The organism is Paenibacillus sp. FSL R7-0273, assembly GCF_000758625.1.
In the GTDB taxonomy this organism is placed as follows: domain Bacteria; phylum Bacillota; class Bacilli; order Paenibacillales; family Paenibacillaceae; genus Paenibacillus_AQ.
Genome location: NZ_CP009283.1, coordinates 5,674,922 through 5,693,324, shown reverse-complemented (window position 1 = coordinate 5,693,324; position 18,403 = coordinate 5,674,922). Strand labels below are relative to the sequence as shown.

Genomic DNA, 18,403 nt, shown 5'->3' with positions numbered 1-18,403 from the left:
AAAGGGTTAAACATATATGGCAGCAATAACGTATGAACACATTAAGACCTGCAAGCAGTCCGGAGCACGGCTGGGCAGAGTCCACACACCGCACGGGATTATCGAGACTCCGACCTTTATGCCGGTAGGCACACAGGCAACTGTTAAAACGATGGCACCGGAAGAGCTCAAGCAGATGGATGCCCAGATTATTCTGAGCAATACGTATCACCTGTTTCTGCGTCCGGGCCACGATATTGTACGCGAGGCCGGCGGCCTGCACAAATTCATGAACTGGGACCGTCCGATTCTGACTGACAGCGGCGGCTTTCAGGTATTCTCGCTCAGCGACATGCGCAAAATCACCGAGGAAGGCGTGCATTTCCGCTCCCACCTCAACGGGGACAAGAAGTTCCTCTCACCGGAAGTGGCGATGGAGGTTCAGAACGCGCTCGGCTCCGATATTATGATGGCATTTGACGAGTGCCCGCCATACCCGGCAGAGTATGATTATGTCAAAAAATCGCTGGAGCGCACAACGCGCTGGGCAGAAAGATGCCTCAAGGCTCACGCCCGTCCGGAGGACCAGGGGTTGTTTGCAATCGTACAGGGCGGCATGTATGAAGACCTGCGCCGTCAGAGTGCGGCTGATTTGACTTCCATGGATTTCCCGGGGTATGCTATTGGGGGGCTTAGTGTCGGCGAATCCAAGCAGATTATGTATGATGTGCTGGATTATACTTTACCGCTCCTGCCGCAGAACAAACCGCGTTACCTGATGGGCGTCGGTTCACCGGATGCGCTGCTTGAGGGGTCAATCCGCGGAGTGGACATGTTCGACTGTGTCCTGCCTACCCGTATCGCCCGCAACGGAACCACGATGACCAGCCAGGGCAGACTTGTTGTGCGCAATGCACAATATGCCCGCGACTTCGGGCCGCTTGATCCGGAGTGCAGCTGCTACACCTGCCGGAATTATTCCCGTGCATATTTGCGTCATCTGATCAAAGCCGATGAAACGTTTGGCCTGCGCTTAACGACTTACCACAACCTGCAGTTCCTGCTGGATTTGATGCGTAAGGTACGGGAAGCGATCAGAGAAGACCGGCTGCTTGATTTCCGTGATGAGTTTTTTGCACAGTACGGTTTGTATGATAATCTCAAAGGCTTCTAGTACAACTGTGTATTTACCATATGGTCTTATTGCAGCATGAACAGTTATGTTTACCATTGCAATTTAAGCGTACTAGAGAACTAGATTGTGCTTCCATGCATATTGAAGGGGGGGAGAAATATGTTTCAATTAGCATCTACAACTGGAAGCGGCAGTATTCTGGGTCTGGTAGGCCCGTTTGTGCTTATGTTCGTGGTATTCTATTTCCTGCTGATCCGTCCGCAGCAGAAGAAGACCAAGACGCGCAACGCCATGCTGAAAGCGCTGAAGAAGGGCGACAAGATCGTTACGATCGGCGGCCTGCACGGGACGATTGTTGAGCTGTCTGACGATATCGTTGTACTGCGCGTTAATGATGTAACCAAGCTGACATTTGACCGCGGCTCTATCAGCCATGCAGTCACGGTTGCAGAAGAGAAAGAATAATCATTATCCGGCTATTCGTACATAAAAGCGGCGTTCTCTGTATAAGAGAAACGCCGCTTTTTTAGGTGCTGCCGGTTAAATGAAAATTAGGAATTGGTGACCCGGCTTGGAACGGTAAGGGTCTCCCGGCCGCTGCGCAGAGTGAGCTTAGCCAGCTGGACAGCTACAGAAGTGGAGACCAGGGCAAGCACCGTGCCGCCGATCATATCAGTAAGCCAATGGATACCGAGATAGAAAATTCCGAATACAATCATAGCGGCTGAAACGGTCGTAATAGCCATCCAGCGCCGGTTACCGGAGCGGTAAGCGAGGATCGCAGTAGAAACCGAAATGGCTGTATGCAGGCTTGGAAAGCAGTTGTTCAGACCGGAAAGCGGCCGGTATTCCTGTTCAAATCTCGGAAATACATCAAGCATTACGAATCGCACGCCTGCCGGAGCATAGGACCAGACCTCATTGACCGGAAAGTAGAGGTAGAAAGGTATCGCCACAGCGTAGACCAGCATGATCGTATAGCATGTCGCATAGAGCATTGTCCGGTTCTTATCCAGCAGGTACACGCCAAGCGAAGCGCCGAGTACGGACTGGAGCATGAAAATATAGAAAAACACGATGACCGGCGTCAGCCAGGGAGCATAAAATAGCTGCTGAAGCTGCTGGACGAAATGCCCCTCAAGCCCGAAGACAAATGAGGTGAAATCCGAGCCGAGATGCATTTTTTTCTCAAACTGCAGTTCATATTTATTAAGGGTCAGGACGCTGATCATACCGGCAACAATTAATAAAAACTTATAGGAGCGGAGCAGCTCCTTCCCGAGCTCTAAGAATGCAAGCAGAGGATTGCGTCTTGAACCGAGCCAGATTAACAGGACTACGATTACGATGGTGAACAGCACCACATGATTCATCGACTGGTAAAGCAAAGTATTCAAAGCCTCCTTGAAGATAAACAGATCAGATGAATCCAGTGTAACATATTTTTAATAAAAGATTTCATGTCCTCTGGAATTAAATTTTCTAGGATTTTTGTAAATTAACCCCAAATATTCCGCCGAGCGCGCCAATCACTGCAGCTACCAGCACCCATACCACGTCCATGCCTGAGGGGGAGCTGTCCAGTGCCAGGAATCCGACCAGCAGCACAATCACTCCGTAAAAAATCCCTGTCAGCGCGCCTTGATACCAGCCTCTGCTGGCTGCTCTCCGTCCGGCCGTAAGCCCGCCGAAGGCGGCAGCAATGCCATGCACTATGTAGGTGTACATCGCCAGGTCCTGCTCCTTCATCCCGCTGCTCCACAGCAGAAGCGAAAGGACTACAGCCCCCAGCAGCATCCAGGTAAAGGAGCGGCACAACCCGGAAAGCACAGGACTAGATATTCTCCATGAGAACAGACGCCGGATTAAATACATGATAGAACCTCCTAAAAGTTTTTTAAGCGTTACTTCCCCCGATTTAGCGGTTTGTTATTAATTATTGTATGGGAAGGCTTGCCCCAATAGTACAAGTTTGGCAATAGCTGTGTATTTACCAGTAATTTATATGGCAGTTTCCGAATGTTCCCTTGGCAGGGAGGCCAGAATAGGGTTACATTCATCCACCCCGGCGCAGCAGCTGCGGGTGAGAAGCGGAAAGGGGAGCGAAGAGAATATGCTCCAGCATATTGCCAGCCATGTCTTTCTGACCGTGCTGATGTATTTCTTCATTTTCCTGTGCATGCGGATTATGGGAAAGCGGGAAATCGGCAAGCTGTCTGTGTTTGACCTGACAATCTCCATTATGATTGCGGAGATTGCTGTTTTCGTCATTGACGATATCGAGCGGCCGATTTCTGACGGGGTCATTCCTATGGTTACCTTAGTTGCGATCCAGATCCTTGTCGCACAGCTCAGCCTCAAAAGCAGAAAGCTGCGGCTGCTGGTTGACGGCAGACCCAGTGTACTGATCTCCAACGGCAAGCTGCACCGGAGTGAAATGCGCAGACAGCGCTATAATATGGATGATCTGCTGCTGCAGCTGCGCGGCCAGAATATTGTCAGTCCCGCTGATGTCGAATTTGCCATTCTGGAGACCAGCGGCCAGCTGACTGTAATTGAAAAGAATAAAAATGTCTCATCGTCGAACCAGTCCGGCAACAGCAGCGATAATGCCGGAAATAAGGAGCAGGATTCAGGTAGCGATTCTGGCGGTTCCGGGAATTCCGGAGGCTCCGGCAAAGCTGCAGGTGTTAATCTGTCCAAGAGTAAAATCCGTTACGAGGGTCTTCCCGTTCCGCTGATTATGGACGGAAAGGTGCAGGATGATAACCTGGAGCTGATCGGCAAAAACCGCTTTTGGCTGCGGACGCAAATCCGGCAGAAGGGCGTCTCCGATTTCCGTGATGTGTTTTTGTGCTCAGTGGATCATACCGGTAAAATTTATGTAGACCGGCTGCGCAGCCGCTGATGCGCTAGCGCCGCCGTTTGAAGAACGGGACCCGCTCAAGGTCCCTGACGGAGATCAGGCCGGACAGCAGGCAGATACCAAGGTACAGCGCCATGCCGCTTGCGGCAGCGAACAGGAACTGCAGCCACATGGTACCGGAGAGCGGTACAGCATGATACACATAGGATGTGCCGGCAGCCATGATGATCATGGCTGTTATTGTTTTAAGCGGGTCCTTGACTCTCAGTGACAGTTGAATCAGCTTCACCACACTTGAATAATGCAGCAGCGTAACCAGAATGCTGTTAACGATAATCGCTATAATGGCACCGTATATTCCGTATTCCGGCCGGGAGGCCAGCATGAGAATGAGCAGGATTTTGATTACGGCACCGGCCAGTGTATTGATGAGGGCGCGTCCCGGCCGGTCCATCGCCTGAAGGGCAGCCTGAAGCGGAGCCTGGACATACAGAAACAGGGCGAACGGGGCCATCAGACGCAGCATCGGTGCTGTGTCCGCATTGCCGTACATCAGCGTACACAGCGGTTCAGCCAGGACATACATGATAGCGGAAAAGGGAGCGCCTGACACCATTGCAAGCCGCAGAGCCTGATGCATCCGCTTATGTATTGCCGGCAGATCGCGGCGTGCTGCCGCTTCTGACAGGGAGGGGACTAACGAAACCGCAAGGGAGGAGCTGAGTACCCCCGGCAGCAGCAGCAGCGGGATGACCATCCCCTGCAAAGAACCGTACTGTGCAGTGGCGGCGGCTGTCGCAAGCCCGGCAAGTGCCAGACTGCGGGCGGTAATGATCGACTCCAGCAAATAGGAGAAGGAGCCGACCAGACGGCCTGCCGTGACTGGAACAGCAATGCCAAGCATGCGTGTAAGCAGCGGGCTGGCTTGTGTCCCTTTTGTGTTCGAATTGTCCGGCTGGAGCTCCTGATCCGGTGCAGCTTTTGTATGATCACTCTCAGACCTGTCTGCTTTGGTAATAAAAAAGTACTGGACCAGCAGTGCCAGCATCCCAATTAATTCCCCGACTGTGACTCCGAGCATCGCTCCTGCCGCGGCAAAGGCCATTCCTTTGGGGAGCAGCAGATAGGAGAACCACAGCATGAAGAAAATCCGGATCACCGATTCCAGCACCGATGAAAGTGCCGAGGGAATCATGTTCTGCCTGCCCTGAAAATATCCGCGGTATACAGCGGAGACAGCCACGATCGATATCATTGGTGTCATGCTGACAAAGGTGTAATATACACGGCTGTCCGTTAAAATAACGTTGGATACCCAAGAGGCGCTAAGCAGAGCAACCAAAGTAAACAGCATGCCCAGCGAAAAGCTTAAGGTAAGCCCGGTCCGCAGTATGCGGCGTGACTGCTCAGGGCGGTTTTCACCCTCTGCTTCGGCTACCATTTTTGCAATAGCGAGCGGCAGGCCGCCGGTAATAACCGTAATCAGCACGATAAAAAAAGGATATCCCAGCTGGTATAAGCCGACTCCCTCAGCACCGATAATCCGCGGCAAGGCAATTCGGGGAATAAAGCCAAGCATCCGGTTAATCATGCCTGCGGCCAGCAGGATCATCGTTCCCTGTATAAAAGTCTGTTTACTCGGTCTCTTCAAGGGCCACTCCTTCTTCCTGATATGAAATGAACGCAGGTGAGCATGCCTGCCGGCAGAGGCTGCGGGGCTTGTATATTGATATGCTTGACCCGGTCCAATCCATGACAAGCTTTAAATGAGAACTCTTTTTGCAGGAAGAAGGATAGTTGCAGGGGGAGGTCGAATATATCCGTTAGCCTGCTTCAGCGAGCAAACCTTGGGAGGTGTTATCACGTGGAATCGGAACCATGGAAGTACGACGAGCTTAGTGATGTGATCGAGGCCATGTGCGCAAGCAAAGCGGAGGAATTCCGCCTTTTGGGCTATGAATATGTAACGGGCAAGGATATCTGGGAGTGCATCAGCCGGAATTATGCCAAGGATGGCCAGCCGCCCCTGTACAAGCTGGTAAATGATATTTATTCACTGAAAGTCACAAGTTATATGAATTATCTGATGCTTGCAGCTTACCGCGGAATCACCTGATTTGCAGGAACGAATTTCTTTTGCAAATGGATAGAGGAAGCAGTAAAGTAAGAGAGGATAACCAAGCACTACCTATCCAAACGGATGGCTTGCCGATCTGAGCATAGCCGGCCGTTTCTTTGTGTGAATAGGGCACCGTCACTCTGCCTTGAATTGACGGTGATTTCGCACGTGGCTATAATAGGAATATTGAGTAATGAAAGGGGAACTAGCAAGAGCATGAAGAGACTGTTGAGCTTTATCATTACCGTGCTCGTTTTAACCGGCGTCATGGCGTTTACAACCCCCGGTCTGCTGGACAAGGTCCGTCTGGGTCTTGACCTGAAAGGCGGATTCGAGATTCTGTACCAGGCCTCGCCGATGGATACCGGCGGCGAACTGACCAGAGCTTCTCTGCAGCAGACTGCAAAGAGCCTGGAGAAGCGCGCCAACGCGCTGGGTACAAGCGAGCCGGAAGTGACAACGGAGGGAACAGACCGCATTCGTCTGAAGATTGCCGGTGTTACTGACGAGGCTGAAGTCCGCGAGAAGATGAAAGAACCTGCCGTATTGACATTCCGCAGTGCCGCCGAAGGCGATGCAGCGGGAGTATACAGCAAGATTGAGCTCGTGGGCAGTGATTTTGTTGAAGGTGCGGCAGAGGTTCAACGCAGCAATCTGAACCAGCCGGAAATCAGCATCAGCATTAAGGACAAGGATAAATTCGCTGAAATTACCAAGCGCCTGCTTGGGAAAGAGCTTGCTATTTATTTGGATGAAAACCTGCTGTCGGCTCCATTTGTAAGAGCAGAGCTTACTGACGGCAAGGCATCAATCTCCGGTAACTATACGTTAGATGAAGCACGTGAACTGGCAGATACCATTAACCTCGGCGCACTGCCGCTGAAGCTGACCGAGAAATATTCGCAAAGCGTCGGCGCAACCCTTGGTAAACAGTCTCTTGACCAAACGGTTAAGGCAGGTATCGTTGGTTCAGTGATTATTCTGATCTTTATGATCGCAATGTACCGGCTTCCCGGTATTCTGGCCAGCTTCGCGCTGATCCTGCATACCTGGCTGCTGATTCTTGTATTTGTAGTTGCTGACTTTACCCTGACCCTTCCGGGTATCGCCGCATTTATCCTCGGTATAGGGATGGCGGTCGATGCCAATATCATTACCAATGAACGGATAAGAGAAGAGATGCGCAGCGGCAAGAGTATTATGTCCTCTGTCAAAGCAGGTAACAAAACCTCCTTCCGTACTGTTATGGACGCCAACGTAACGACGATTATCGTTGCGGCTGTGATGTTCGCTTTCGGTACAGGTGCGGTTAAGGGCTTTGCACTGATACTGATTGTAGAAATTGTGCTCAGTATCTTGACCAACCTCTATTTTACCCATTGGCTGCTGTCCGTGCTGGTTAAAGCCGGCGCGCTGAAGAAACCTAAGCAATTTGGGGTAAAGGAGAGTGACATCCGTGCGCTTTAATAAAGATATGGATTACGTGCATTGGAGTAAATACTTCTTTAGTTTCTCCATTGTACTTACAGTACTAGGAGTAGTTTTCCTGGGATTTTTGGGACTTAACTACAGCGTCGATTTTAAGGCGGGTTCGAACGTCGATGTGTCATTAACCAAGAGCATTACACAGGCCGAACTTCAGCCTGCTCTGGATAGTCTGAATTTCGAGCATGCTCCGAGTATTACGTTCGGTGAAAGCCGGGTCAATATCCGTTATGATGAAGTACTGGAAAATGAGCAGAGTGAAGCTCTCAAAGCAGAGATCAGCAAGCTTGATCCCCAGGCATCTTATGAGATCAACACCGTTGATACGGAAATGGCCAGAGAGCTTGCACGTAACGCGATTTATTCGGTGCTTCTCTCAAGCTTAGGGATTATTATCTATGTAAGTATCCGTTTTGAATGGCGTTTTGCACTGGCATCAATTGTAGCGCTGCTCCATGATGCGTTTATGGTTGTAGCGGTGTTTTCAATCTTCCGTCTTGAGGTGGATATAACCTTTATCGTCGCTGTGCTTACGATTATCGGTTACTCCATCAATGACACGATCGTTATCTTTGACCGGATCCGTGAAAATCTGCGTTTCGGCAAACAGAAAACATATGAGGATCTCAAAGTGCTGGTTAACAAGAGTATCAGCCAGACGCTTATGCGGTCCCTCTATACAGCCTTTACGGTGTTCATTGCCGCTTTCTTCCTGCTGGTGATGGGCGGAGAATCCATTAAAATGTTCTCCCTTGCCATGGTTATCGGTCTGCTCTTCGGAGCATACTCCTCCATCTTTATTGCTAGCCCGCTCTGGCTGCTGCTCAAAAAGCGCCAGAAGCCTGCTGTGAAGAACAATCCGGCCTAAGCCTAAAGCTTCATTGCCCCGGAAAGCCGCGTCAGAGACGACGCGGCTTTTCGGAATCTCTGGAGCCGGCTGACAGGCGTATGCCTCAACATGAGATTACTTGCTAACAGGTAAGGAGGGCTCGTTATGAATGACAAACAATCACCGCAAAGGGAGACGGTTACCTGGAACGGGATCGTCAGTGATGCTGTTTTGGCTCTTGCCAAAGGCGGTGTCGGTTATTTCACGGGCAGTAAGGCATTGCTGGGCGATGCCTTATATTCCGGAGCAGACGCTGCATCCAGACTGGCGGAAGCTCTTCCATGGCGTCCGGTAAAGGGCAAAAAGTCCGGTACCGACCGCCGTGCTGCTGCCGGGAAGAACGGCAAAGAGCCGATTGTTACGATTCTTTTTTCTGTGCTGATCCTGATGGCCGGCCTGCAGATGACTTTTTCAGCCATCCGGGATTTGACCAGAGGGCATTTGTCAACTGTTCCGCCAGCTGCGCTTGTTACAGTTCTTATATCTATTTTAGTTAAAGAGGGCATCTTCCAGTATCAATACCGCTATTTCAAAAAAGCAGGAGACGGCAGCCATGCCGCTTATGCAGACAGCCACCGTTTTAGTCTTTACAGCTCGGTGGCCGCTTTAATCGGGATTACACTGTCTATGATCGGGGGGTATATCAACTGGAGTCCGTTGCTATACATGGACCCGGTAGCAGCCCTGCTGACAAGCTGCCTGATTCTCCGCAAAGGCTATACGATGATTACTGCTTCGATATACGGCAAGACCCGTCAGGAGCTTCCTTCTGCGGAGGCGGCCAATTTTATTGAAACGGTTGGACGGGTGCATGGAGTGATCCGGGTGGAGCATCTTCAGGCAGTGGAACAGGGCCGGTACGTCAATCTCCAGGTCAAAATCAGCGTCAATCCGCGGATTACAGTAATGGAAGCCCAGGATATTTCAGAGTGTGCCAGAAAGCTGCTGCAGCACCGCTTTGTCCATGTAGGTGAGGTTCATATGGATGTTGTGCCTTACGATCCGGGCTATCCGTACAAAACCAATCATCAGCTTGCGGACAGTGATATCCCGACGCTGCTTCAGTAAACCGCATGATGAGAGAAAGGTGAGCTCTATTGCTTCATTCAAAAACAAGATGGAATTCTCCGGCAGCCGATCCCGATCAAGTGCGGGAGCTGGCCCGGAGCCTTTCTGTTTCACCGCTCCTTTCCTCTTTACTTGTAACCAGGGGCTTCACTGCGCCGGACGAGGCGCTGTTGTTCATGGACGGCGGGGCAGATGACAGTCATGACCCGTTCCTGCTTAAGGGGATGACAGAAGCGGTACCGCGAATCAGAAAAGCACTGCAGGAAGAGGAGCACATCCTGGTGTACGGCGATTATGATGCTGACGGGGTATCCAGTACCTCGCTGATGATCTATCTGCTGCGCCATCTGGGCGCTTCCTTTGATATTTATATTCCGCACCGTTCCAATGAAGGCTACGGGCTGCATAATCATGCGCTGGACTGGGCGGTTCAGCAGGGTGTTTCACTGGTCATTACCGTAGACACCGGAATCAGTGCAGTCCAGCAGATAGCTTATGCCTCTGAGCTGGGAATTGATGTGATTGTAACAGATCACCATGAACCTCCCGTGCTCCTGCCCGAAGCTTTTGCTTTGATCAATCCCAAGCAGCATGATTGTCCTTATCCGTTCAAGGGCCTGGCCGGAGTAGGCGTAGCCTACAAGCTTGCTGAGGCTTTGCTTGACGGTAAAGTGCCTGAGGAATGGACCGAGATCGTAGCAATCGGCACCGTAGCGGATCTGATGCCGCTGCTGGATGAGAACCGCAGCCTGGTGCGCAAAGGGCTGGCCAGCATGCGGAGATCGCCGTTTCCCGGTGTTCGGGCGCTGCTTGAGGTCGGCGGCATAACGATGAATACTGTCAGTGCAGTAAATATTGCATTTGGTGTGGCGCCGCGGATTAACGCCAGCGGCCGTCTCGATCATGCTGGCCGGGCAGTAGCCCTGCTGACTACAGCTGACAGCAGCGAGGCCGGACAGCTTGCCAGTGAGCTTGATCTGCTCAACAAGGAACGCCAGATGGTTGTTGAACGGATTGTAGCCGAAGCTACAGATAAGCTTGTCCGGGAGATTGGTGACGGCCGGCCGCCGGATATCATCGTGCTGGCTGATCAAGGCTGGAATGTCGGCGTTGTCGGAATTGTAGCCTCCAAGCTGCTTGAACGGTATTATCGTCCGGTTATAATCCTTGATATCCATCCGGAGACCGGGATGTGCAAGGGCTCTGCCCGCTCCATTCCCGGTCTGGATATTTATGAAGCGCTGACTTCCTGCGCCGGCTTAATGGATCATTACGGCGGCCATCCGGCTGCTGCCGGGATGAGTCTGCACCGCGACAATCTTGAAGCCTTTGCAGCTGCCCTGAATGAATATGCAGCCGGAGTATTGACACCGGAGGATCTGATTCCGGTAACCGCTGCTGATGGTGAGACGGAGGTGTCCGGTCTCACGCTGCAGGCGGCATTTGAGCTGGACCGGCTGGCCCCGTTCGGCATGTCCAATCCGCTGCCCAAGTTTATTGTGCGCGGAGCAGAAGTGAAGGAGACCCGCAAAATGGGACAGGACGGCAAGCACCTTAAGCTGGTCCTGCAGCAGGGCCGGCATACCATCGAGGCTGTAGCCTTCGGCAAGGGTCCGCTGGCTGATCTGCTGCCGGGCGGGACTTTAATTGATGTGCTAGCCGAGCTGTCTGTCAATGAGTGGAACGGCTCCCGCAAGCCGCAGCTCATGCTTCAGGATCTGGCTGTGCCTGAGGCGCAGCTGCTGGATCTGCGCGGCTCAGCCGATGCTGTAAAGCGGGCTGCCCAGCTCAAGGAGGTGCTGCAGCTGTATAGCGGCAATACACCTTTTACAGCAGCAGCTGTATTTCAGAACAGCCGGCAGTCGCCGCTCACTGAGCTGAAAGGCATGTCACTGTGGATTTATGATGAGGCTGGGGGGATTACAGCTCTTCCTCATGGACAAGCTGAGCATAACGGAAGTGTCTCCCTGCTCTGTCTGCTGGACATGCCGGAGACACCGGAACAGCTTGATGCCCTGCTGACTGCTTTCCCGCAGGCTGAGAATATCGTCCTGCTGCACGCTCTGCTTGACGGCCGCGACCGGCTGCAGGTTCCAACCCGTGATCATTTTAAAATTCTATATAAGCTGCTGGCTTCTATTGCTGCTACTGCAGTGCCGGAGCGTGAGGTGCTGCTGCGGCTCAGCCGCCAGTCCTCGTTAAGCGTGAGGATGCTGGGACGGATGCTGGATGTGTTCGAGGAGCTGGAGTTTATCGAGCGCACCGGCGGAATGGTCGTCTTTGTACCTGCGCCTGCAGCTAAAAGCCTGTCCGCATCCCGTCACTTTGTACGCCTGGGACAGACTGCAGAGATGGAGCAATATTTCTTAGACGGCAGCGCCCGTGAGCTGGAAAGCTGGATGCTGGCCCGCCGCCAGGGCGTGTCTTAGGCCGGTCGGCGGAAGCCTTCCGGAGTATGTTTTGTACGAAGCAAATAAAGTGGGCTTTTGCTCACAAAACTAAGCGGATGCTTCCGGAGCGAGTTTGTTCGGAGCGAAATCGGTGAGGTAATCCTCACAAACTTTTAGGAGATGATACTATTGGATTTTAAAAACAATATTCGTGTAATTGAAGATTTCCCGCAGCCGGGAATCAGCTTTAAAGATATTACTACCTTGCTCAAGGACGGCGAGGCTTACCGCGCAGCCATTGATGAGCTCAAAGCGCTGGTATCTCATCTGAACATTGATGTCATCGCCGGACCGGAAGCGCGCGGCTTTGTAGTCGGTGCTCCGCTGGCATATGCACTGGGCGTCGGCTTTGTGCCAATTCGTAAAAGCGGCAAGCTCCCGTACGAAACCATTGAGGTAGGCTATGACCTGGAATACGGTAAGGATACACTTGCTGTTCATACCGATGCCATCAAGCCTGGACAAAATGTGCTGATCGCAGATGACCTGCTGGCTACCGGCGGAACGATCGCCACCTCTGTAAGCCTGGTTGAGCAGCTGGGCGGCAAGGTTGTCGGTGCAGCCTTCCTGATCGAGCTGGTGCAGCTGGCAGGCCGCAACAAGCTGTCTGACATCGAAGTTGTATCCCTGCTGACTTACGAAGACTAATTTATTTTAAGCACCGGTAACCTTTTCCCGGGAAATAAAAAGTGGACCGTTGTCGATTTAAGACAGCGGTCCGCTTTTTTGTTATTTTTTTTGCTGTTTCCGCTCCTTTATCTTTTTGCAGCATAACCAGACAAATAGAACAATCTGCAGGAAAGTTTCAAGCTAATATCAGTTTTAAGAGTAAGGATAAAGGGACGATGAATGTGGCCGACACTCTGAGGTGCGATTAGTCCAGAATAAAGGGAAAAATCCCCTTGCTGGAGCTGCTAGAAGGCAGTTTGAGGTGGAATAAAGGGAAAAATCCCTTTAATGGAGCCGTAAGGATGCAGGTTGGCTGAAAATGCAGCAAGAGCTGCCCCGGCAGCGATATACTGCATTGGGACAGCTCTTATTTGCAAATGGATTTAGCTTAGTGTGCGGATTTCTCTGACTCCTGCTCGTTCGACAGGCCCAGAACTTCGATCAGCTTGAAGAACAGGGACAGAACGATACCCACGATAGTAGCCAGGGCCATACCTTTGAGCTCTACGCCGGCAATGTTAAGCGAGATGCCGCTGATACCGACAACCAGCACCAGTGTAGCCAGAATCATGTTGCTTGCTTTGGAGAAATCAACCTTTTGCTCTACAAAAATGCGCAGGCCGGATGCGGCAATTACTCCGAACAGCAGCAGGGAGACGCCGCCCATAACCGGCTGCGGGATATTAGCAATAACAGAGGAGAAGGTTCCCGAGAATGACATCAGAATGGCAATAATAGCTGCTCCGCCGATGACGAACACCGAGTATACCTTGGTCAAAGCCATAACGCCGATATTTTCACCGTAAGTGGTGTTAGGTGTGGAGCCTACGAAACCGGACAGTATAGTCGAGATCCCGTTACCGAACAGGGACCGGTCCAGACCGGGATCTTTAGTCAGGTCCTTACCGACGATATTGCTGGTTACAAGCAGATGGCCGATATGCTCAACAATAACAACAAGCGATACAGGAATAATAGTCAAAATAACCTGCAAATCGAAGGAAGGGGTAGTAATTGTCGGATAGGATAGGAAGCTGGCGTCGCCAATAGCTCCGGTGTTTACCTGGCCCATAATGTAGGCCAATACATAACCGGTAACGATACCGATGAGGATATGAATGATTTTTGGGAAGCCCCGGAACATTACGGAACCGATAACGGTAACGCCCAGCGTGACCAGAGAAAGTGTAATAGCCTTGCCGTCCGGAGTCCAGTCAGTAACGCCCTCAGGAGCGATCAGTCCCGACATGCGTGCAGCTACCGGTACCAGCTCGAGTCCGATTGTTGCTACGATAGCACCCATGGCTGCGGGAGGGAAAACAACATCAATCCAGCCGGTTCCGGCATAACGGACGATTAATGCGACAAGAATAAAGATAACGCCGGTAACGATAAACGCGCCCAGTGCAAGCGAATATCCATGCTGATGATCTCCCTCATATTTGCCGAGCACACTCAGCACCGGTGAGATAAAAGCAAAGCTTGACCCAAGATAGGCCGGAATTTTACCGCGGCAGATCAGAATATATAGCAGTGTACCGATACCGTTCATCAGCAGGATCATGCCGGGATCTACCCCGAACAGATTAGGAACAAGCACGGTGCTGCCGAACATGGCGAACAAATGCTGGAGGCTCAGCAGAAAGCCAGGGCCTAGCGGGAGTTTCTCGTTAACTTGAATTTCGCGTTGCAATGGAGTTCACTTCTCTTTCTCATATGTAGTTTTTGATTAGCCTGGCGAAAACCGCCTTTACTAGATTAAATAGTCCGACGCCGTTTGACAACAACATTTTTGAATAATGTAAGACTTTATTTGATTTTGTCATAAATTATCCTTTGATTGTCCATAAAAGCGGCTGAATACCATCCGGCAGGAAGTGTTGACGTAATGCATCCTAAGCGTCATAATTATAAACAACTTTAAACTGCGTGTAGTGCAGCTTGGAAGAGCTGAAAGCCTGCAAATAGTGTTTCAATTGCGGGTTTATTTTATTAATGGGCATGGAGCAGCTTTTTTATATTTACAATCAACCAGGGAATCGACTACATCTTCGAGAAACTCCTTTACGGAATTTTTCTTATAGAAAGGAAACGGATACGACGAGAATGGGCATAGAGCAATTAGTTGAAAAGGCCGGCGCCTATATAAAAGAAAAAGATCTTCTCCGCATCCGTGAAGCTTATGAGTTTGCCGATCAGGCTCACTTTGGCCAGGTACGCAAATCGGGGGAGCCATATATACTGCATCCGCTGGCGGTCGCAGATATTGTCGTTAATATGCAGATGGACGTTATTTCCATTATTGCCGCGCTGCTGCATGATGTCGTTGAGGATACAACGGTTTCGCTGGAGCAGATCCGCGGGAATTTCGGGGATACCTGTGCCATGCTGGTGGATGGTCTGACCAAGCTGGAACGCATCCGCTTCCGCTCCAAGGAAGAGCAGCAGAATGAGAACTACCGCAAAATGTTTATCGCCATGGCCCAGGATATCCGGGTCATTGTGATTAAGCTGGCGGACCGGCTGCATAATATGCGGACGCTCAAGTATCAGTCTGAGGAGAGCCAGCGGCGGATTTCCTACGAAACGCTGGAGATTTTCTGTCCGATAGCGGACCGTCTCGGTATTTCGGCGATTAAATGGGAGATGGAGGACATTGCCCTCCGTTACCTGAACCCTCAGCAGTACTACCGTATTGCGAACCTGATGCATAAGAAGCGGGCAGAGCGTGAGCAGTTCATCGACAGTGTTATCGGCAGAATCCGCGCCAAGCTTGATGAAATGGGGATTGAAGGCGACCTGTCCGGACGCCCTAAGCATATTTATAGTGTCTATAACAAAATGAGCACCAAAAACAAGCAGTTCAACGAGATCTATGATCTGCTTGCGATCCGGATTATCGTTGATAACATCAAGGATTGTTATGCTACATTAGGGATTATCCATACTCTTTGGAAGCCGATGCCCGGCAGATTCAAGGATTATATCGCCATGCCCAAAGCGAATATGTACCAGTCTCTGCATACCACAGTAGTGGGGCCCGGCGGAGAGCCGACGGAGGTGCAGATCCGGACGTGGGAGATGCACCGGACCGCTGAATTCGGGATCGCCGCACACTGGGCATATAAAGAAGGCAGCAGCAACAGCGGGAATCCGGAGAACCGCATGCCGTTTTTCCGGGAAATTCTTGAGCTGCAGCATGAAGCCAAGGATGCAGAAGAATTTGTAGAATCACTGAAGATGGACTTCTTCTCTGACCTGGTGTTTGTCTTTACGCCGAAGGGCGAGGTTGTGGAGCTGCCTGCGGGCTCGGTTCCGCTGGATTTTGCCTTCCGGATTCATACAGAAGTCGGTAACCGGACCATCGGGTCCAAGGTGAACGGAAGGATTGTGCCGCTTGACCACAAGCTGAAGACCGGGGATATCGTGGAGATACTGACCTCCAAGAATTCTTACGGGCCGAGCCGCGACTGGCTGAAGATTGCCCAATCCTCGCATGCGCGCAGCAAGATCAAGCAGTGGTTCAAGAAGGAGAAGCGCGAGGAGAATGTCGAAAAAGGCCGGGAAGCGGTGGAACGCGAGCTGAAGCGGCTTAACATGGAGGTTTCCGACTTCCTGACTGAGGATAAGCTGAGCGATGTAGCCAAGAAATTCGCCTTCGGCGATGTCGAGGACATGCTTTCGGCTGTCGGCTTCGGCGGGATTACCGCCTCGCAGATTGCCAATAAGCTGACTGAGAAGCTGCGCAGAGAGCAGGAAGAGGCCGCGAGCCATCTGGAATTGTCTACCGAGATGAAGGAGATTAAATCCAGCGGCGGAAGCCGTAACCAGCCTACCAATGGTGTGCGTGTCAAAGGCATCGATAATCTGCTGGTCCGCTTCGCACGATGTTGCAACCCCGTACCGGGCGACGATATTGTCGGATATGTAACCCGCGGGCGCGGCGTGTCTGTGCACCGTGAGGACTGTCCGAATATACCGACCGATGGTGACGGGGAAGAGTCGGCACGGGTGATTGAGGTGGAATGGGAAGGCAGCATGGAGGCCAACTACAGCGTCGATATTGAGATTACAGGCCATGACCGCAACGGTCTGCTTAACGAGGTGCTGCAGGCGGTGTCCGAGAGCAAGACGAATATTTCTGCAGTCACCGGGCGCTCAGACAAGAACAAGATGGCTATGATTCACATGACGATTCTCATCCGCAATACGGATCATCTGCAGTCGGTTGTCGACCGGGTGAAGCGTGTGAAGGATGTATATACGGTTAACCGGATTATGCAATAGGGCAAGGAGCTGACAGACGCTAATGAGAGCAGTAGTACAACGCTGCAAGGAAGCGAAGGTTACAGTTGACGGGACGGTAACGGGAGCCATTAACGAAGGCCTGATGCTGCTGATCGGCGTAACACACGGGGATACCGAGAAGGATGCGGAATATCTGGCCGGCAAAATAGCCGGACTGCGCATCTTCGAGGATGAAGCCGGCAAAATGAATTTCAGTGTTACGGATACCGGAGGGGCGATCCTGTCGGTATCACAGTTTACGCTGTATGGGGACTGCCGCAAGGGCCGCCGCCCGAATTTTATGGCTGCAGCGGCTCCGGACGAGGCTAAGCAGCTCTATGATTATTTTAATCAGGTGCTGAGGGGCTTGGGCCTTCAGGTGGAGACGGGCGTGTTCGGGGCGATGATGGACGTCTCTTTTACCAACTGGGGGCCGGTCACACTGATTCTGGACAGCAGGGATTAGAGAAGCAGAAGAGGATATGAATATTAATATTAAGCATGCCGCAGGTTGTTCCGAATAGGAGCAGTCTGCGGCTTTTTGCATATGTCAGAAGACCGGCAGCAGCGACTGCGGGGATAGAGCCTGCCTGTCCAGGATAAACTAAGAAAGATTGAAATTCTGTCAGGGGCAGGTAATCTGAAAATGAGATATTCACCAAAATCATGGGCGTGGAGCAGTATTCAGATGTACACAGCAGGCAGTCCGGCGGAAGCGGCGGCGGCAGCAAAGGAAACAGGGAGCCGGGAGGAGCCGGCGCTGCTGAAGGGAAGAAGCCGCGGGCTTCTGCCAAGGACCTGAGGAAGCTCGTAGAAGTTCCGGTAAGAATGGAGGAGAATTTTGGAAAGAAAACCTTCTGTCGTTAGAAATCCTGATATTGCGGGTAATAAGAAAGCGAGAACAAAATAGCGGAGAGGAGAACTTATTGAAATGAGTAAAGTAGCATTTCTGCTCGCCAGCGGTTTTGAAGATTCCGAAATGAAGGTACCCTACGATGAGGTTATAAAGGCAGGACATCAGGCTGATATCATCGGTCTGAAAAAGAATGAAACGCTGCTGGGCAAAAAGGGGAACGTTTCCTATGCAGCAGATAAAGCCATCAGCGAGGTAAAAGCCGGCGATTATGACGCTATCGTTATACCAGGCGGCTCGTCACCGGAAAATCTGCGGCTGAATGAGGATGTGCTTGCTTTTGTAAAAGAAGCTGACGCTTCCAAAACGCCGATCGCATCCATCTGCCATGGACCACAGATTCTAATCAGTGCAGACCTGCTTCAAGGACGCACCATAACCTCCTACCCTCCGCTAAAGGATGATGTTGTTAACGCCGGAGCGGAGTTCAAGGATGAAGAGGTCGTCGTTGACGGCAATTATATAACCTCGCGCACCCCGGAAGATGAGCCGGCCTTTGTGCGTGAGCTGCTGAGGGTCCTGTAATTCATAGCAACCATTACT

General features: G+C 51.5%; 17 protein-coding genes. 13 read left to right on the top strand and 4 right to left on the bottom strand.

Annotation, left to right across the window (positions count from 1 at the left end; translation table 11 throughout):
• Nucleotides 1-16: 16 nt before the first annotated feature.
• Nucleotides 17-1,153, top strand: coding sequence for a tRNA guanosine(34) transglycosylase Tgt (gene tgt, locus R70723_RS24500; RefSeq protein WP_039876324.1), 1,137 nt, complete (start codon nt 17-19; stop codon nt 1,151-1,153).
• Nucleotides 1,154-1,273: 120 nt separating this feature from the next.
• On the top strand, nt 1,274-1,579 hold the full coding sequence (gene yajC / locus R70723_RS24495; RefSeq protein WP_039876322.1) for a preprotein translocase subunit YajC: 306 nt from the start codon (nt 1,274-1,276) through the stop codon (nt 1,577-1,579).
• A gap of 86 nt (nt 1,580-1,665) precedes the next feature.
• Here yajC and R70723_RS24490 read toward each other — a convergent pair whose 3' ends face one another.
• Both R70723_RS24490 and R70723_RS24485 read right to left on the bottom strand, forming a co-directional pair.
• Nucleotides 1,666-2,511, bottom strand: a complete 846-nt coding sequence (locus tag R70723_RS24490) for a phosphatase PAP2 family protein (protein WP_231574777.1) — start codon at nt 2,509-2,511, stop codon at nt 1,666-1,668.
• Between the two features lie 85 nt (nt 2,512-2,596).
• Nucleotides 2,597-2,989, bottom strand: coding sequence for a TIGR04086 family membrane protein (locus R70723_RS24485; protein WP_039876317.1), 393 nt, complete (start codon nt 2,987-2,989; stop codon nt 2,597-2,599).
• A 238-nt stretch (nt 2,990-3,227) separates the two neighbouring features.
• Between R70723_RS24485 and R70723_RS24480 the strand changes: the two genes are divergently transcribed.
• Nucleotides 3,228-4,022 carry a YetF domain-containing protein gene (locus R70723_RS24480; protein WP_039876315.1) on the top strand — a complete coding sequence of 265 codons (795 nt, stop codon included), beginning with the start codon at nt 3,228-3,230 and terminating at the stop codon, nt 4,020-4,022.
• A gap of 4 nt (nt 4,023-4,026) precedes the next feature.
• Here the strand turns inward: R70723_RS24480 and spoVB are convergent, their stop codons facing one another.
• Nucleotides 4,027-5,592, bottom strand: coding sequence for a stage V sporulation protein B (gene spoVB / locus R70723_RS24475; RefSeq protein ID WP_039876313.1), 1,566 nt, complete (start codon nt 5,590-5,592; stop codon nt 4,027-4,029).
• A 252-nt stretch (nt 5,593-5,844) separates the two neighbouring features.
• Between spoVB and R70723_RS31700 the strand changes: the two genes are divergently transcribed.
• From R70723_RS31700 to R70723_RS24445, 6 genes are all read left to right on the top strand, one after another.
• Nucleotides 5,845-6,096 (top strand): post-transcriptional regulator, encoded by a 252-nt coding sequence (locus R70723_RS31700; RefSeq protein WP_039876312.1) that lies wholly within the window; start codon nt 5,845-5,847, stop codon nt 6,094-6,096.
• Nucleotides 6,097-6,315: 219 nt separating this feature from the next.
• A complete protein-coding gene (gene secD, locus R70723_RS32630) occupies nt 6,316-7,566 on the top strand; it encodes a protein translocase subunit SecD (RefSeq protein WP_039876311.1) in 1,251 nt (416 codons plus the stop codon).
• Nucleotides 7,556-8,452 (top strand): protein translocase subunit SecF, encoded by an 897-nt coding sequence (secF, locus tag R70723_RS32625; RefSeq protein WP_063837774.1) that lies wholly within the window; start codon nt 7,556-7,558, stop codon nt 8,450-8,452. The genes secD and secF overlap by 11 nt, the downstream gene beginning before the upstream one ends.
• A 126-nt stretch (nt 8,453-8,578) precedes the next feature.
• Nucleotides 8,579-9,541, top strand: a complete 963-nt coding sequence (locus tag R70723_RS24455) for a cation diffusion facilitator family transporter (protein WP_039876310.1) — start codon at nt 8,579-8,581, stop codon at nt 9,539-9,541.
• A gap of 29 nt (nt 9,542-9,570) precedes the next feature.
• Nucleotides 9,571-11,970 carry a single-stranded-DNA-specific exonuclease RecJ gene (recJ, locus tag R70723_RS24450; protein WP_039876307.1) on the top strand — a complete coding sequence of 800 codons (2,400 nt, stop codon included), beginning with the start codon at nt 9,571-9,573 and terminating at the stop codon, nt 11,968-11,970.
• Between the two features lie 150 nt (nt 11,971-12,120).
• The gene (locus tag R70723_RS24445; RefSeq protein WP_039876305.1) at nt 12,121-12,639 is read left to right on the top strand and encodes an adenine phosphoribosyltransferase; all 519 of its coding nucleotides are present in this window, start codon (nt 12,121-12,123) and stop codon (nt 12,637-12,639) included.
• A gap of 409 nt (nt 12,640-13,048) precedes the next feature.
• On the opposite strand, the gene uraA is transcribed toward R70723_RS24445, so the two are convergent.
• Nucleotides 13,049-14,353 carry a uracil permease gene (gene uraA / locus R70723_RS24440; RefSeq protein WP_039876302.1) on the bottom strand — a complete coding sequence of 435 codons (1,305 nt, stop codon included), beginning with the start codon at nt 14,351-14,353 and terminating at the stop codon, nt 13,049-13,051.
• 413 nt (nt 14,354-14,766) lie between these two features.
• Between uraA and R70723_RS24435 the strand changes: the two genes are divergently transcribed.
• The 4 genes from R70723_RS24435 to R70723_RS24420 all read left to right on the top strand — a co-directional run bounded on the left by R70723_RS24435 (nt 14,767) and on the right by R70723_RS24420 (nt 18,385).
• Nucleotides 14,767-16,947 (top strand): RelA/SpoT family protein, encoded by a 2,181-nt coding sequence (locus R70723_RS24435; RefSeq protein WP_039876300.1) that lies wholly within the window; start codon nt 14,767-14,769, stop codon nt 16,945-16,947.
• 22 nt (nt 16,948-16,969) lie between these two features.
• Nucleotides 16,970-17,413, top strand: a complete 444-nt coding sequence (dtd, locus tag R70723_RS24430; protein ID WP_039876297.1) for a D-aminoacyl-tRNA deacylase — start codon at nt 16,970-16,972, stop codon at nt 17,411-17,413.
• Between the two features lie 180 nt (nt 17,414-17,593).
• Entirely contained in the window at nt 17,594-17,749 is a 156-nt protein-coding gene (locus R70723_RS24425; protein ID WP_156123842.1) for a hypothetical protein, read from the top strand.
• 129 nt (nt 17,750-17,878) lie between these two features.
• Nucleotides 17,879-18,385: a type 1 glutamine amidotransferase domain-containing protein gene (locus R70723_RS24420; RefSeq protein WP_039876291.1), complete on the top strand. Its 507-nt coding sequence runs from the start codon at nt 17,879-17,881 to the stop codon at nt 18,383-18,385.
• Nucleotides 18,386-18,403: the final 18 nt, after the last annotated feature.

Bases quoted from the DNA above. Each gene is read 5' to 3' on its own strand.
- tgt (WP_039876324.1), top strand. From the start codon at position 17: ATGGCAGCAATAACGTATGAACACATTAAGACCTGCAAGCAGTCCGGA.
- yajC (WP_039876322.1), top strand. From the start codon at position 1,274: ATGTTTCAATTAGCATCTACAACTGGAAGCGGCAGTATTCTGGGTCTG.
- R70723_RS24485 (WP_039876317.1), bottom strand. From the start codon at position 2,989: ATGTATTTAATCCGGCGTCTGTTCTCATGGAGAATATCTAGTCCTGTG.
- R70723_RS24480 (WP_039876315.1), top strand. From the start codon at position 3,228: ATGCTCCAGCATATTGCCAGCCATGTCTTTCTGACCGTGCTGATGTAT.
- spoVB (WP_039876313.1), bottom strand. From the start codon at position 5,592: ATGATCCTGCTGGCCGCAGGCATGATTAACCGGATGCTTGGCTTTATT.
- secD (WP_039876311.1), top strand. From the start codon at position 6,316: ATGAAGAGACTGTTGAGCTTTATCATTACCGTGCTCGTTTTAACCGGC.
- R70723_RS24455 (WP_039876310.1), top strand. From the start codon at position 8,579: ATGAATGACAAACAATCACCGCAAAGGGAGACGGTTACCTGGAACGGG.
- R70723_RS24435 (WP_039876300.1), top strand. From the start codon at position 14,767: ATGGGCATAGAGCAATTAGTTGAAAAGGCCGGCGCCTATATAAAAGAA.
- dtd (WP_039876297.1), top strand. From the start codon at position 16,970: ATGAGAGCAGTAGTACAACGCTGCAAGGAAGCGAAGGTTACAGTTGAC.
- R70723_RS24425 (WP_156123842.1), top strand. From the start codon at position 17,594: ATGAGATATTCACCAAAATCATGGGCGTGGAGCAGTATTCAGATGTAC.
- R70723_RS24420 (WP_039876291.1), top strand. From the start codon at position 17,879: ATGAGTAAAGTAGCATTTCTGCTCGCCAGCGGTTTTGAAGATTCCGAA.